Consider the following 15,249-nt stretch of genomic DNA (forward strand, 5'->3'; position numbering starts at 1 on the left):
TAAAAAAGCAAAGAGGTGGCCAAAGGCCTCCTCCCCCTCTCAAGTCCTCATGAACCTTAGAAATTCAATGATTTAACATATTGGAATTTTCCATCTTTCACTGTCATAAAGATGACTGGTTTTACAACTTCATGTTGGGCGTTAAAGGAAATTTTTCCGGAAGTTCCTTCAAAATCTTTTGTTTCATTGATTGCTTTGGCTAATTTTTCCCTATCTGTTCCAGCCTTTTTCATGGCCTCCAAAATAACCTCTGTAGCATCAAAGCTTTGGGATGAAAGCATGTCCGGTTCACTATCTTTATATTTGTCATGCCATGCTTTAACAAAATTTTGTACCGCTTCCCTTGTATCTGTAGCATAGAATGAAGTTGTGAACGTTGCACCTTGTGTATTTTCCTTGCCCAATTCAAGGAATTTTGGTGAATCAAAACCATCCACGCCTAAAAACTGTGCATCAATCCCCAATTCCTTTGATTGAGTAACAATTCCTGCGGCCTCATTGTAATAACCTACAACATACAATGCATCTGGTTTCGCCTCTTTAACGGCAGTCAAGACAGAGCTAAAATCTTTATCTCCCATTTTAAACGGTTTCTCAATTGCAATATTGGCACCAAGTTTTTTGGCTTCTTCTTTAAATGCGTTATAGATGGAAATTCCATAATCGATATCCACGTACAAAACGGCAATATTTTTCTTTTTCAAATCATTAACAGCATAATCCGCCATTGCTTTTCCTTGAACATCGGCTGTATAAATAACCCGATTAACATAATCGCCGCCTTTTGTGATGTCAGGGTGAACGGCGTACGCCACCACCGTCGGGACTTTTGCTGCCTGAAGCTTTGGCGTAATCGTTTTCATTGGGCCGCTGTAGCCACCTCCAACGATTCCTGAAACTTTATCACTATTAATTAGCTTCTGTACGGCTTTTAACGCTTCTTCCGGTTTTCCTTGATCATCTTCTGCAACAAGCTCTACTTTTTTCCCGTTTACACCGCCCTCTTTGTTAAACTGCTCAATGGCTAGCTGTGCGGCATTCCGGCTAAGGGTTCCATCTGTAGAAGTTGGACCTGTCAATGGACCTACCCAGCCGATTTTGATTGCATCCTTACTTGAGGTGGATCCTGATGATTGGTTGCTTGCGCAGCCTGTTACGAACAACGAGATTCCTAACAAACCGGAAAGAATGAAACTGCGTTTTTTCACTGCACATCACTCACTTTCTTTTTTTATAAAATGAAATCTAGTAAAATTCCCATCATTCTATCAATTGCAAGAAACATGCCAAGGGCTTTACATTTTCAGAAAAGTGTGAAATTATAAAGGCTGGATTATTTTCTATCGGACATTTTCATTGCTAATTCACTAAAATAACGCAGATGACCTTTGCACTGATTACAAGAAATGACAAAAGCAAACGTGTTTCTACACTTGTAAAAACAAACTTTTCTCTACTGCAGATGGTTCTTGCATGCAGACTATTTAAAATATTTTTTTAACATGATATATTCTGAATTAGATAAGGTATTTAGAAGGAGGTATTGTAATGAATCCAGCATCAATCGGTTCACTAATTAGAAGTTTTGTGGACGGTGTCATCGTTTTAGACAATCGCAATGATATTTTATATTATGATGTGAACGACAACCTTCAATTGAATCTGTCAGTAGGGAAGAATATCTTTCTTTTTCTGTCATGTAACCAAGAAACTTTATTAGAGAATGAAATCTATCAAATTACCATAAATGAAAAAAAGCTGGCAATTGAAGTAAAAAACTTCTCAGCGGATAAAGAGTATCTCGTTCTTTGTATAAAAGATACTACAAACCTATCGACCAATCAGGAAGCTCAGTTGTACTGCCTGGAAAAAGTGATTGAATCCTTGAATGAAGGCGTAATGATGAGTGATTCGGATGGCAAAATTGTTCTGTATAACAGTGCTCAGGAAAAATTAGAAGGTTTGGATAGCAGGGAAATTCTTGGGAAACATCTTTGGGAGGCCTATAATTATAACCCGCAGTATTCAGAACATAAACATACCTTTAAAACTGGTAAACCAATATTCTCCAGATACCGGGCACACTCCATGGTAAATGGTGTACCTAAATATGTGAACTATAGTACGTATCCAATCCAAAAGGATGGGGAAACGGTTGCTGTTTTTTCAATCAGTACGAACGAATCCCATTTGAAAAACCAGCTCCATCAAACGATTGAACTGAGAAGACAAATTGTCAACTCTGATGCTAATGATCGTCCCTACAAAAATGGAACAACTTTTTCCTTTAATGATATTAAAGGAAAAAGCATGTCCCTAAAAAATTTAATTCATGAAGCCCAAAATATCGCTGTCCATAATACGGATATTTTAATTGTCGGGGAAACGGGAACAGGTAAAGAATTATTTGCTCAGAGTATGCATAATCACAGTCCAAGAGCGGAAAGCCCTTTTGTTGCGATCAACTGTGCAGCTATTCCGGAAACCCTGTTAGAAAGTACCCTATTCGGAACAGTTAAAGGGGCATTTACGGGGGCAACCAACCAAATTGGACTTTTTGAATATGCCAAAAATGGCACACTTTTTCTTGATGAAATTAACTCGATGCCGATGACCTTACAATCTAAACTAATTCGAGTCCTTCAAGAGAGATTGGTCCGCAGAGTTGGTTCCAATGAGGTCACTCCGGTAGACTGTACTGTCATTAGTGCTTCTAACGAAGATCCGGAAAAATTAATTGATGATGGCAAAATGCGACTTGATTTATTTTACAGGCTTGCGCACACAAGTCTTTACATCACCCCTCTGCGCGAGCGAACAGAAGATATTCACTTTTTCATTCAATTTTTCATTGAAAAATATAAAAAGAAATTTAACAAAGAGGTACCTAAGCTGTCTAGTGCATTACTTTCCATGATGCTTCAATATCATTGGCCAGGTAACACAAGAGAATTAGAGCATTTAGTAGAAAATTTAATCATACGAGTGAGTGAAAATGATAAGGAAATCGGGATTGACCATCTTCCTGCCTACATGAAGAAAAAAATCTTTACTTCACCATCCATTAAAGTGGAAAAGGAAAAAGAATTAAAAAATAATCCATTTAAATCGATATTTTCGAACTCACAAGAACATTACATCCTAAAGACGCTGGATGAAATGGACTGGAACATCTCCAAAGCAGCCAAGTCACTCGGAATCACACGGCAAAGTTTGCAGTACCATATCAAAAAACATGGGTTGGTCAGACCGAACAGCAATTAAAATAAGTGCCAGGCATATGTGAAAATTTCACACGGTGCCTGGCACTTTTGTGAAAAAATTTTCCTTGTTGCTGTGGAAGGGATTTGTGTGAAAGTGGAAAATAAATAACCTAAAGTGGAAAGTATTTTGACTCAATCGGAAAATATATTCATCAAACTGGAAAATAACCGATTCTTTACTTCAAAATTAAAAAGAAGACTGGATAATTTCCAGTCTCCTCAACGTCAAACCAACATTTTTTCAACCTCTTGAAAGATTTGGTCTGCCTTAGCCACTCCTACTCTCTCAATTTCAAATAATTCACTCTCAATCTTCTTTTTCATTTCCAGATCCTTCATGATTTTCGTATTAATAAGTACGTTAAGCTTCGCACCTTGAAGTGCTGCTTTACAAAAGGCAACCCCAACTCCGACATCACTAATCGCAATCCTCGTTCCTTTTTTTGCATATTCTTCATGTAAGCGAATGGCTTCTAAACAGTTTTTCGCAATTTCCAAAGGCACCATCGATGCTTCAACAAGAGCTTCCTGTAGGACCGATTCCTTATGCTGCTTTTCCTCTTCCGTCAATGATGGCAGGCCATAAGCCTGTGACAAAGGGTAAAACACTTCAGCATCCTTTTTAACCAATGCTTTTAGTTGATTAATTATTTCCTCCGACCTCTTCAAAAGCTCGATGATATCCTTCTCTACATCTTTATACTTCTTTTTCCCAACAGTGAGGTTTCCGACCATACTGCCCAATGCCATTCCAAGTGCTCCCACATACGCGGAAGCACCACCCCCTCCCGGCACCGGTGATTTCGACGAAAGCTCCTCAATAAAAACATTGCAGCTTTTTTCTAACAAAGGAATTCCCTCCTTTTATGTAAGGGTTAAATAAGGCAGAAAAATATAATCTGCCTTCTACCTTTTTACTTTACACAATCGTAACCCATTATTTTTTCACATGCCTTTACCACATGATCCAACAAAATCGTTGTTGTGATGATACCAACTCCACCTATTGCCGGAGTGATTGCTTGGACTTTTTCAAAAACTCCATCAAAATCGACGTCCCCGCAAATTTGTCCGGTTCCATCATCATTAATGCCCACATCGACCACAATCGAATTTTCACTAAAATATTCCTCCGTCATGAACTTAGCTTTCCCAATTGCTGATACTACAATTTCCGCATTTGCTGTAACAGCTGGCATCTCCCTTGTTCTGGAATGACAAATGGACACTGTTGCATTTTCATTTAATAAAAGCATTGCAAGCGGCTTTCCGACAACAAGACTTCTGCCGGCTACAACAATATTTGCCCCTTTTAATGGAATATCATAGTACTTCAAGATTTCAATCACGGCTTTTGCAGTACATGGAGCAAAACCAGTGCTATCCCCTTCAAAAACCTTTTCAAGGTTTACAGGTGACATACCATCAATATCTTTAACAGGGTCGATTAAATTCCGAATGATATCTAAATCTAGGTGATCCGGAAGAGGTCTGAATATCATGATTCCATGTATGGCCGGGTTGTTATTGGCTTCCACAAACACCTTCTTAAGTTGATCCATTGATATCGAAGAAGGAAGTTGTTTAACTGTACATTTAATTCTTAAAAGTTCGCAATTCTTTAAAATGCTTTTTTCATAGAAGATATCATCCCCACGTTCCCCAACACGAATCAATAAAAGCGTGGGAAAAATATGGGCCTCTTTTAATAGATTAACACGTGATTTAATATGATCTTGTAAAAACTGTACAACCGGTTTTCCTTCAAGTCTTGTTCCCATATCGCACCTCCAATTACGAAAGACCTATTATCTCTCCAGCTTCTGTAATATCCATTCCGTTTGCAGCTGGAACCTTTGGCAGACCCGGCATTGTCATGATATCGCCAGTAAGGGCAACAATAAATCCAGCTCCTGCCGAAACTTTTACTTCTCTAACGGTTAATGTAAATCCGGTTGGAGCCCCTAGTAATGAAGGGTTGTCAGAAAAAGAGTACTGAGTTTTAGCCATACAAATCGGCATTTTATCGAGGCTAAGCGCCGCAATTTCAGCAATTTGCTTTTTCGCAGCAGAAGTGAATTCGACACGTTCGGCGCGATAAATTTTTGTTGCAATCGTTGTAATTTTTTCTTCAATCGTTCCATCAACATCATAAAGCGGCGCATAATGTGATTCTTTTGTTTCACAAATCTCTACCACTTTTTGTGCTAATTCGATTCCGCCGTCTCCGCCCTTTGTAAAGACTTCAGCAAGAACGACATCCACACCTTTTACTGCACATTTTTCACGTAATAACTCAATCTCTGCATCCGTGTCTGTTGGGAATTTATTAATGGCAACAACGGCTGGAACACCAAATTTGCTCACATTTTCAAAATGTCTTTCCAGATTTGCAATACCGGCTTCAAGACCAGGAAGATTTTCATAGCCAAGTTCATTCTTCGAAACGCCGCCATTCATTTTTAGCGCCCTTATTGTCGCAACAATTACCGTTGCATCCGGTTTAAGTCCTGCGAATCGGCATTTAATATCAAAGAACTTCTCCGCCCCAAGGTCTGCACCAAATCCGGCTTCAGTTACAACATAATCCGCCAGTTTTAAAGCAACGGTTGTTGCCATTACCGAGTTACATCCATGGGCAATGTTTGCGAAGGGACCGCCATGAATGAAAGCAGGAGTGTTTTCAAGGGTTTGCACCAGATTGGGCATTATAGCATCTTTCAGTAATAATGCCATTGCTCCGGTTGCTTGCAACTCTCCCGCTGTAACCGCTTTTCCATCTCTAGCATAGGCTACGACCATTCTTGAAAGTCTTTCTTTTAGGTCAGCTAAACTGGTTGATAGACATAATATAGCCATAATTTCTGAGGCTACCGTAATATCGAAGCCACTTTGTCTAACAAAACCATCTGCTTTGCCGCCAAGGCCGATAATAATATTTCTAAGGGCCCGGTCATTCATGTCAAGTACCCGTTTCCAAACAATTCTCTTCGGATCAATATCAAGGGCATTTCCTTGATGAATATGGTTATCTATTAGTGCCGCAAGTAAATTATGGGCAGAAGTGATTGCGTGAAAATCTCCGGTAAAATGAAGGTTGATGTCATCCATTGGGACGACTTGAGCGTAACCGCCACCAGCCGCACCACCCTTTATTCCGAAACATGGCCCAAGAGATGGCTCTCTTAAAGCTGTGATGGTTTTCTTTCCAATTTTATTTAATGCCATTGAAAGTCCAACATTTATCGTCGTTTTTCCCTCTCCAGCAGGGGTAGGATTAATAGCTGTAACTAAAACAAGCTTACCATTAGACTTGTTGTCTAATCGGTTTAGAACATCTAATGAAACCTTCGCTTTATATCTTCCGTATGGTTCCAATTCATGCTCGCCAATTCCAAGGTAATCGGCAATCTCATGAATGTTCTTCATTTGTGCTCCCTGTGCAATTTGAACATCTGTCTTCAAAACAATCTCTCCCTTAGCAGTTTGTGACAACAATCAATATAAAATCTTTTGAATCCGTTTACATTCAAATTTTAACATTGGTGGATTCTTTATACATTGTAAAATAACACAAAAAGAATGAACAATTTTTACATTATCCAATTCCATTTACTTCTCTTCTCTTTCAAAAAGTCATTGCGCTTCTAATCGTTGAAAAATATTTATCCCAATATGAGAGGGGGATCATGATCATCCATTTTCAGGGTTTTTTCACAAAAGGCAAAAAAAGAAAATGATTTGAATCATATCCTTCGTTTTATTAATCTTCTATATACCCGGTATCCTTTTCGAACTCCATCTAAAATAAAAAAAGGAATGGGCGGATGAAGTTTTAATAAAAATGGTTTGTAAATTTTATTATATGCTTGTTTTAAATCATCCCACTTACTGCAATAACCATCTTTATAAAAATCCGATACATCTACGATATAGCCTTTACCCTCAAACATTACGACATTTTTTCCATGAACATCATATGGGTTTAATCCCACTGATCTGGCGTATTCCAATCCCCGATCAATATCTTTAATCACCGATTCAGGTATCGGAATCCCCTTAATGATGGCATCATATAAGGTGATTCCCTCAAGCTTTTTTAATACTAAATAATTCTCTCCATAGGCAATCAGTTTCGAGAATGTTTCATGTTTGCCTAATTGTTTATATACATGAATTTCATTTTTTAATTCCTCAGGATTTCTTCCATACACTTTAACAACACAGCCGGGATTCGATCCATGTAAAAAAACACCGGCATAATTCCCATTTCCAATCGTCTTCCATGACTTAGACTGATTTCGAACCTGTATGGGGTCAAATGGATGGTTCGAGTTTAATTGTATATAAGGAAGTAATTCATTTTCTATTAGTCTTATATAATAATCCATGCTCATTTCCCCCACTCACTCCTTTTTCCTTCCTTTTTTAGATTCAACGTTATACACTGAGTATACAGCAAAATGATGAATATAAATGGAAAAATGGATCAAGGAAGCGAGGGATTACCGTGACTTTCCCCATATTAAGAACGAAAAGATTAAGATTAACTGAAATCACCCACCAGCATGTTAACAGCCTATTTGAAATTTTATCATTAGAAGAAGTCATGCGTTACTATGGAACCGACCGTTTAACATTCCCGGCAGAAGCTTCAAGATTAATCGATATGTTTCAAAGGAATTTTATTGAAAAACGGGGAATCCGTTGGGGAATTGTATTATTGGAAAATCAAAAATTTATTGGTACCATCGGACTGAATGGATTGCAGCTTAAAAATAAACGGGCGGAAATTGGCTACGAAACCCATCCTAAATATTGGCAAAACGGATATACGACTGAGGCAATTCAAGAGATATTACGTTTTAGTTTTGAAACATTAGATTTATATCGTATCGGTGCTGTTGTCTATCCTGAAAACGTGGCATCCATAAATCTTCTTAAAAAGATTGGATTTGTAGAGGAAGGATTGCTGCGTGGCTACATTAAACAAAATAATCAATCCCATGATACATACGTTCTTTCGTTATTAAAGCCAGAGTGGTATGCCCAAAAAAGCCAGGAATAATCACCTGGCTTTTTATTCTTCGAAAAATTCCGTAAATTCTTCTGTATTTTTCCCTCGATAATACGGATTTTCATCCGTTATATTTTTCGAATCGAGATTGGTTTTAATCACTAAAAACGGTTGAGACGGAGTTTCAGCAATCATCCGATCATTTAATCGGTCAAAATCAGGCAGCTTTTTATTTCCGGGCTGTTTTGGCTCCATATATGTGCACCCCCTAATAATAGGGTGCTTAAAACACTGCCAAACCATTCAAAACTTTTTAATCCCCCAGAATTCATCGTCAAAAGAAAAAAACTAGGAAGTAAAAACTCCCTAGTAGGTTTATTCTTCCTCAGAGCCGACCAAGAAATCCGGATTAAGTTCTTCGAATTCTTCGTCGTCTACATCCATTCCCCATTCTTCCTCATCATCCTGGAAACCTTCCGGGTTGATCACAACACAAACCTTTGTCTCGCCAATCACCTCGACAAGGAATTCCCTTTCAACATGGACAATAACTCGATTTCCATTAGGGGAAATGACTGCTTCACAACAATTTGGCTGTTGCAGCACCCGTGCAACAATTTCATTGTCATCAAGGCAGTCATGGTCACGATACTTTAACTTTATGACATCGCAATATTGAACACGTTCGGTCACTACTTCAGTTTTAGTATTATCACTATATGAGTACCAAACGTTGATATCATAGGAGCCATGTATCTCTACTGTCTTGCCGACTTTTTTCGCGTTATATTTATGGTTGATGATCCAACAGCCAAGAATACTTGTTGGACTATGCGCCGGGCTAATCGTATGATTGGACTGGGTGAATTTACGTCCTTTCGCGACTACGGCTTTCGCAAATATCTCTCTGTATTCTCCCATCTCGCGCGAACCCTCCTCATTCAGTTTCATTTCATCCTATGCTAATAATTAGACTAGTGTGCGATATATTTTGATGAACACTGGTTAAAAGTTTAGTCATGATTCATTTTATGCGGGATATTTATGTATGTTCCGAAGTAATCCTGATTTTGAGGTCTCATCCCATTTTTATGAGGGGCATGAAGGACTTAGAAGATATGGAAACAAAAGAAAAGCCAGGCTTAGTTCATAAGCCTGGCTTCATATTAATGTTCGTGATCACAATCATCGTGACCATCACACGCACCGCCGCCATGTTTCATGCTGGCACCCGTTTCGCCCATTAATACATCGCCACCGGTTGAAATAATGATTTCATCGGTAACTGTATTGGAAATGGTTGAAGCAATCAACTGAAGCAATTCATTCACTTCAAGCTGTGACTGTTTAAACTCTTGAACAACAGGAACCCCATCCAATTCCTGTTCAATCGAAGCAATTTTATCTTCCACTTTCTTCAATGCTTCAGGCTTTCCGTAATGCTGAAGATTCACAGCTTGTTTTTGTAAACCTTTAATATCCGAAATTAAGGTTTTAACTTTTGGATTTTCGTGGATTTGTGCTTCTGCTTTCTTAAAGAAATCAACTTCATTTGTTTCTGCAATCATGCGTGCTAGCTCTGTTGCACGAGCGACGATATCATCTTTTGTATACTTCGCCACCTTACTTCACCTCTGCCGCTTCTAATTCTTCAATCATTTCTCCGTTTAATGACCATGTTTTTGCATCTGTAATCTTTACTTTTACAATCTTACCAATTGCAGATTTTGGAGCCATAAAGTTTACAAGCTTGTTTTTTGAAGTATATCCGGCAAGGACATCTGGGTTGTTTTTGCTTTCCCCTTCAACAAGCACATCAACAACTTGACCTACATATTTTTTCATTGCTTCAGCAGAAAGCTCGTTCACAAGATTGTTTAGACGCTGCAAACGCTCTTTCTTTACTTCCATCGGAACATTATCCTGCATTTTTGCAGCAGGAGTACCTTCACGTGGCGAATAAATGAACGTATAGGCAATTTCAAAACCAACTTCACGGTAAAGGGATAAAGTTTCTTCAAACTGCTCATCTGTTTCATTAGGATAGCCGACAATGATATCGGTAGATAATGCAACATCTGGAATAGCAGCTTTAATTTTACGTACAAGTTCTAAATATTGTTCTCTTGTATATTTACGAGCCATAATTTTTAATACTTCTGTAGAACCGGATTGTACTGGCAAATGGATATGATCCATTAAATTGCCTCGTTTAGCCAGTATTTCAATTAAGTGATCATCGAAATCACGAGGATGACTTGTTGTAAAGCGGATTCTTGGAATATCAATTTTACGTAACTCATCCATTAAGTCACCAAGACCGTATTTCATGTCTTCTATGTCTTTCCCGTAAGCATTTACGTTTTGACCAAGGAGCGTAATTTCTTGGTACCCTTGGGCTGCTAAATGGCGGACTTCCTGGATAATTTCTTCCGGTCGGCGGCTCCGTTCTTTTCCTCTTGTATATGGGACAATACAATACGTACAGAATTTATCACAGCCATACATAATGTTTACCCATGCCTTAATTTTTCCACGGCGGACTTTTGGAAGGTTCTCAATTACGTCCCCTTCTTTAGACCATACTTCAACAACCATTTCTTTTGACATATAGGCTTCATGCAAAATATTTGGGAGACGGTGAATATTATGTGTACCAAAAATCATATCCACTTGCTGATATGTTTTTAGGATTTTATTGACAACTGATTCTTCTTGAGACATACAGCCGCAAACCCCTAGAAGCAGGTCCGGCTTTTCCATTTTCAATGCTTTTAAGTGACCTAATTCACCAAATACTTTGTTCTCCGCATTCTCACGGATGGCACATGTGTTTAAGAGAATCACATTTGCATCTTCGGTATTATCTGTCGGCTCATAGCCCAAGGCTAAGAAGATTCCAGCCATTACCTCTGTATCGTGTTCATTCATTTGGCATCCATAAGTGCGAATATAGAATTTGCGACCTTCGCCCATTCCACGGAATTGTTCTGGAATAGAAAAATCATTATGATACTTAACTTCTTCTTTTCCGCGTTTTTTCGCATCCTTTAATGAAGGGGCCGTGATCACTTGTTCAAAATACTTGCTGTAATCCTTGGCGGATTTTTTGTCCGAAGAATTAGCATTCTTTACTTGTTTACTTTCTATACGTTGTTGTTCATTCATCAGGAAAAATCTCCTTTCTTAATTTTAGTCATAAAAAATTCCTCTATGAAAATAAAAAAAGCTATTTCTTACCATTCCCTTGCAGTTTGGAAAGAGTGCCGGCTAATCTGCACATTATTATAGTATAAAGGTTTTTACGAATGAAAACAATAGAAAATCCCTGTCAACTCCTTGACGAAAAAGGCAATCAAAATATATGTAAATTTAAAAATCACCGGACAGTGACTAATTGTAACTTGTTTTTTCAAAAAAATGTGAAAATCATCACGATATACATAAATTGTAGACAAAGCAGTTTGGGATTAAACCTTTGAAAGGCATCATTTGGAAATACATAGAGTATCAAAAAAACCCATGGCATGGTGACCACGGGTATTTTCATAATATTATATTACATAAACTCAGCTGCTAATTTATCAAAGTGTGCTTGATCAAGATTAAGATCAGCATCCACTAATGGTTTCTCAGAGTAGCCTTGAATTAATTCTTGATATGAAGGACGATTATTATTTTGGTAAATAAGACCAGTTACAAGACCGTTATGCTTCATTAATGTTTGCATTGCCATTTCACGGCTTGAAGGATCATATCCTTCAATGTCACTTAACTTCGTTAGGTTTTCTTTAAACCAGTCATATGTGTTTACTTTATTATAGGTAACACAAGGACTGAAAACGTTAATTAAAGAGAAACCTTTATGTTTAATTCCTGCTTCAATTAAAGCAGTTAAGTCTTTCAAATCAGTTGAGAAGCTTTGTGCTACAAAAGTACCACCGACTGTTAAAGCCATTTCCATTGGAGAAATTGCCTGCTCAATGGATCCGCCTGGAGTAGACTTGGTTTTAAAGCCTTCTGCAGAACGTGGTGATGTTTGACCTTTTGTTAAACCATAAATTTGGTTATCCATAACGATATAAGTAACGTCTAAATTACGGCGAATCGCATGAATAGTGTGTGCCATACCAATTGCATAACCATCACCGTCACCGCCGGATGCGATAACTGTTAAATCACGGTTTGCCATTTTAACACCTTGTGCAATTGGAAGTGAACGACCATGAATACCATGGAATCCATAAGCATTAATATAACCAGAGATACGACCTGAACAGCCAATCCCTGAAATAACTGCAAGATTTTGAGGTTCTAATCCAACATTTGCTGCTGCACGTTGCATTGCAGCTTGTACAGAGAAGTCGCCACAGCCAGGGCACCAGTTAGGTTTTACATCATTTCTAAAGTCCTTAAAAGTGGCCACTTAGAACAACTCCTTACATTTTGAATAAACTTCATGTGGTAAAAACGGATTTCCATCATATTTAACAAATTTTGTGATTTTTTCAGCATGACCAACATTCATTTTCATAATATTTGCAAGCTGACCAGTTGCATTATTTTCAACAACCAACACTTTTTTCGCAGAACGAATAAGCGGAAGAATTTCGTCCGATGGGAACGGATGAATTAAACGAACTTGTGCGTGGTTCACTTTCATGCCGTCCTTATCCAAGCGACCCATTGCTTCTTCTATCGCACCGCGAGTTGAGTTGAAACCAACAACTAGAAGATCTGCATCTTCATGTGGTGCATTTTTATAAACAGGTGTATCAAAACGAATATTTTCAACTTTACGGAAACGTTTATCCATTTGTGCAATACGATTTGCAGCTGATTCAGATGGTTTACCAGTTTCAGCGTGTTCAACACCTGTAACGTGGTGAATACCATTTTTCATCCCCGGAATTGTACGCGGTGAAACACCATCTTCCGTTACTTCATAACGCTTGAAATAACCTTTGTTTTCAATTTCAGGAAGTTCTTCTGTTACAAGCTTACCGCGTCTAATTTCAACTTTAGAAGCATCAAGCGGTTCAACTGTTTGTTTACCTAATGATAATTGAAGGTCAGATAAAACGATAACCGGGCATTGATATTCTTCAGCAAGGTTAAAAGCTTCTGCTGTATCATAGAAAGCCTCTTCAACAGTACTTGGAGCCATAACGATTTTTGGAATTTCTCCGTGTGTACCATAAATCATCGCCATTAAGTCTGATTGTTCTTGCTTTGTTGGTAGTCCTGTTGATGGACCTCCACGTTGTGTATCAACAATTACAATTGGAGTTTCAGTGATACCTGCAAGACCAATTGCTTCCATCTTCAATGATAATCCAGGTCCAGATGATGCAGTAAGAGCACGAACGCCGCCATAGTTTGCACCAATTGTCATTGTACAGGCAGCAATTTCATCTTCAGTTTGAATTACAGATCCGCCAAGTGCAGGTAATTTTTTAATTAAATACTCCATAATATCTGATGCAGGCGTAATTGGATAGGCAGCCATAAAACGACATCCACCAGCAATAGCTCCTAAAGCAATTGCATCGTTTCCAATCATATACATCCGTTTTTTACCATCAGCTTTTTCAAGTTCCATAGTTGGAACGTTAGCATCCATTTTTTCCTTCATATACTCAAAGCCGGCTTTGATTGCATCCATGTTCTTCGCAACTACTTGCTCACCTTTTTTACCGAAAATTTCACGAACTACTTCTTCAAAAACATGAATGTCTAAATCTAATACCGCAGAAGTAGCACCAATTGCCACCATGTTTTTCATTAAAGAAGTACCTAATTCAGTAGCCATTTCCGTAAATGGAACCGCATACAACGAGCTTTGCGTATCTTCCGGTTTCTTTGGATTAAACTTTGCATCTGCAAGAATTACGCCGCTGCTAGGAAGTTCCTTGTAGTTAACATCAATAGTTTCTTGGTCAAATGCGACAAGAATATCAAGATCATCAGAAATCGAACGAACATCTGTAGTACTTACTCTGATCTTGTTGTTTGTATGACCACCTTTAATACGTGAAGAAAAGTGACGATAACCATACAAGTAATACCCCAGACGATTCAATGCGATTGCAAAGATTTCTCCTGTACTTTCAATACCTTCCCCTTGTTGTCCTCCAACTTTCCATGAAAGTTGATTGATCATGACTTACACCCCTTTGGATATGTAAAAAATAGGTAAACTAATCATCTAATACTATAGCACATTTCCAAGTAACCCACTAGACTTTTACACTTTAAAGTCACAAAGTATGTTAATTTGATACGTACTAAACGCTTACAATAATAGACCTATGTATTGAAAATTGCAACCCTTTAAATAAAAATATTGGCTAAAATATGAATATTTTTTTATTATTAAAATTTTACCTGTTTTAGTAATGTTTTACCTAGTAAAATGTTTCATTGATAACTGCTGAATCCACCTGTTTTTCATTGGCCCTTTGTTGGTCTAGATCTTTATCCAGTATTCTTCAACTCTTTTATACTAAAATAATATTTTATAAAACACGGCTCTGATAAACTTGGTTATTGATTAACACATCCAAAAACATAAAAATACCTGCATGGTATCAAACCAGCAGGTAAAGGCTTATTATTTTCCCTTTTTAGAAAATTCCCCTGTGTTTATCTCGGCTCCACAATGAGCTTTATAGCTGTGCGTTCTTCCCCGTCGATTAAAATATCGGTAAACGCAGGGATGCATATCAGATCAACTCCGCTAGGTGCTACAAATCCTCGAGCGATCGCTACTGCCTTAACGGCTTGATTTAATGCACCCGCACCAATTGCCTGTATCTCCGCTGCCCCTCTTTCACGAAGAACTCCGGCAAGCGCACCAGCTACAGAATTAGGATTAGACTTTGCTGAAACTTTTAATATTTCCATTCCTAGCTCCTCCTTGTTTAATCCCGATCCCGCATGAGCAGTTCATGAACCAATCAGGTATAT

At 38.2% G+C, this 15,249-nt stretch carries 14 protein-coding genes; 2 read left to right on the forward strand and 12 right to left on the reverse strand.

Translation table 11 applies throughout. From position 1 onward, the window contains the following. Positions 1-56: 56 nt before the first annotated feature. Entirely contained in the window at positions 57-1,208 is a 1,152-nt protein-coding gene (locus tag BIV60_RS19115) for an ABC transporter substrate-binding protein (protein WP_071357298.1), read from the reverse strand. Positions 1,209-1,548: 340 nt separating this feature from the next. Here BIV60_RS19115 and BIV60_RS19120 point away from each other — a divergent pair, with 340 nt between their 5' ends. After that, positions 1,549-3,264 (forward strand): sigma-54 interaction domain-containing protein, encoded by a 1,716-nt coding sequence (locus tag BIV60_RS19120; protein WP_083402330.1) that lies wholly within the window; start codon positions 1,549-1,551, stop codon positions 3,262-3,264. A 224-nt stretch (positions 3,265-3,488) separates the two neighbouring features. Here the strand turns inward: BIV60_RS19120 and BIV60_RS19125 are convergent, their stop codons facing one another. From BIV60_RS19125 to BIV60_RS19140, 4 genes are all read right to left on the reverse strand, one after another. After that, complete coding sequence (locus BIV60_RS19125) at positions 3,489-4,112, reverse strand: cyclodeaminase/cyclohydrolase family protein (protein ID WP_071357299.1); 624 nt, start codon at positions 4,110-4,112, stop codon at positions 3,489-3,491. Positions 4,113-4,177: 65 nt separating this feature from the next. Then, a complete protein-coding gene (locus tag BIV60_RS19130; RefSeq protein ID WP_071357300.1) occupies positions 4,178-5,044 on the reverse strand; it encodes a bifunctional 5,10-methylenetetrahydrofolate dehydrogenase/5,10-methenyltetrahydrofolate cyclohydrolase in 867 nt (288 codons plus the stop codon). A 13-nt stretch (positions 5,045-5,057) separates the two neighbouring features. Beyond that, the gene (locus BIV60_RS19135; protein ID WP_071357301.1) at positions 5,058-6,728 is read right to left on the reverse strand and encodes a formate--tetrahydrofolate ligase; all 1,671 of its coding nucleotides are present in this window, start codon (positions 6,726-6,728) and stop codon (positions 5,058-5,060) included. Between the two features lie 281 nt (positions 6,729-7,009). After that, positions 7,010-7,660 (reverse strand): protein kinase family protein, encoded by a 651-nt coding sequence (locus BIV60_RS19140; RefSeq protein WP_371261563.1) that lies wholly within the window; start codon positions 7,658-7,660, stop codon positions 7,010-7,012. 113 nt (positions 7,661-7,773) lie between these two features. Between BIV60_RS19140 and BIV60_RS19145 the strand changes: the two genes are divergently transcribed. Next, entirely contained in the window at positions 7,774-8,331 is a 558-nt protein-coding gene (locus tag BIV60_RS19145; protein ID WP_071357303.1) for a GNAT family N-acetyltransferase, read from the forward strand. A 12-nt stretch (positions 8,332-8,343) separates the two neighbouring features. Here the strand turns inward: BIV60_RS19145 and BIV60_RS19150 are convergent, their stop codons facing one another. From BIV60_RS19150 to spoVS, 7 genes are all read right to left on the reverse strand, one after another. After that, positions 8,344-8,535, reverse strand: a complete 192-nt coding sequence (locus BIV60_RS19150) for a hypothetical protein (protein ID WP_071357304.1) — start codon at positions 8,533-8,535, stop codon at positions 8,344-8,346. Positions 8,536-8,655: 120 nt separating this feature from the next. Then, positions 8,656-9,201, reverse strand: coding sequence for an outer spore coat protein CotE (locus BIV60_RS19155; RefSeq protein WP_071357305.1), 546 nt, complete (start codon positions 9,199-9,201; stop codon positions 8,656-8,658). A gap of 245 nt (positions 9,202-9,446) precedes the next feature. Next, positions 9,447-9,902 carry a YlbF/YmcA family competence regulator gene (locus BIV60_RS19160; RefSeq protein ID WP_071357306.1) on the reverse strand — a complete coding sequence of 152 codons (456 nt, stop codon included), beginning with the start codon at positions 9,900-9,902 and terminating at the stop codon, positions 9,447-9,449. Position 9,903: 1 nt separating this feature from the next. After that, positions 9,904-11,448, reverse strand: a complete 1,545-nt coding sequence (miaB, locus tag BIV60_RS19165) for a tRNA (N6-isopentenyl adenosine(37)-C2)-methylthiotransferase MiaB (protein ID WP_071357307.1) — start codon at positions 11,446-11,448, stop codon at positions 9,904-9,906. A gap of 391 nt (positions 11,449-11,839) precedes the next feature. Continuing rightward, complete coding sequence (locus BIV60_RS19170) at positions 11,840-12,706, reverse strand: 2-oxoacid:ferredoxin oxidoreductase subunit beta (protein ID WP_071357308.1); 867 nt, start codon at positions 12,704-12,706, stop codon at positions 11,840-11,842. Next, complete coding sequence (locus BIV60_RS19175) at positions 12,707-14,443, reverse strand: 2-oxoacid:acceptor oxidoreductase subunit alpha (protein ID WP_071357309.1); 1,737 nt, start codon at positions 14,441-14,443, stop codon at positions 12,707-12,709. A gap of 482 nt (positions 14,444-14,925) precedes the next feature. Then, positions 14,926-15,186 carry a stage V sporulation protein SpoVS gene (gene spoVS, locus BIV60_RS19180; protein WP_003211281.1) on the reverse strand — a complete coding sequence of 87 codons (261 nt, stop codon included), beginning with the start codon at positions 15,184-15,186 and terminating at the stop codon, positions 14,926-14,928. Positions 15,187-15,249 lie beyond the last annotated feature (63 nt).

Origin of the sequence: Bacillus sp. MUM 116 (genome assembly GCF_001866655.1) — a bacterium.
Lineage (GTDB): Bacteria > Bacillota > Bacilli > Bacillales > Cytobacillaceae > Neobacillus.

Bases quoted from the DNA above. Each gene is read 5' to 3' on its own strand.
- BIV60_RS19120 (WP_083402330.1), top strand. From the start codon at position 1,549: ATGAATCCAGCATCAATCGGTTCACTAATTAGAAGTTTTGTGGACGGT.
- BIV60_RS19130 (WP_071357300.1), bottom strand. From the start codon at position 5,044: ATGGGAACAAGACTTGAAGGAAAACCGGTTGTACAGTTTTTACAAGAT.
- BIV60_RS19140 (WP_371261563.1), bottom strand. From the start codon at position 7,660: ATGAGCATGGATTATTATATAAGACTAATAGAAAATGAATTACTTCCT.
- BIV60_RS19150 (WP_071357304.1), bottom strand. From the start codon at position 8,535: ATGGAGCCAAAACAGCCCGGAAATAAAAAGCTGCCTGATTTTGACCGA.
- BIV60_RS19155 (WP_071357305.1), bottom strand. From the start codon at position 9,201: ATGGGAGAATACAGAGAGATATTTGCGAAAGCCGTAGTCGCGAAAGGA.
- miaB (WP_071357307.1), bottom strand. From the start codon at position 11,448: ATGAATGAACAACAACGTATAGAAAGTAAACAAGTAAAGAATGCTAAT.
- BIV60_RS19175 (WP_071357309.1), bottom strand. From the start codon at position 14,443: ATGATCAATCAACTTTCATGGAAAGTTGGAGGACAACAAGGGGAAGGT.
- spoVS (WP_003211281.1), bottom strand. From the start codon at position 15,186: ATGGAAATATTAAAAGTTTCAGCAAAGTCTAATCCTAATTCTGTAGCT.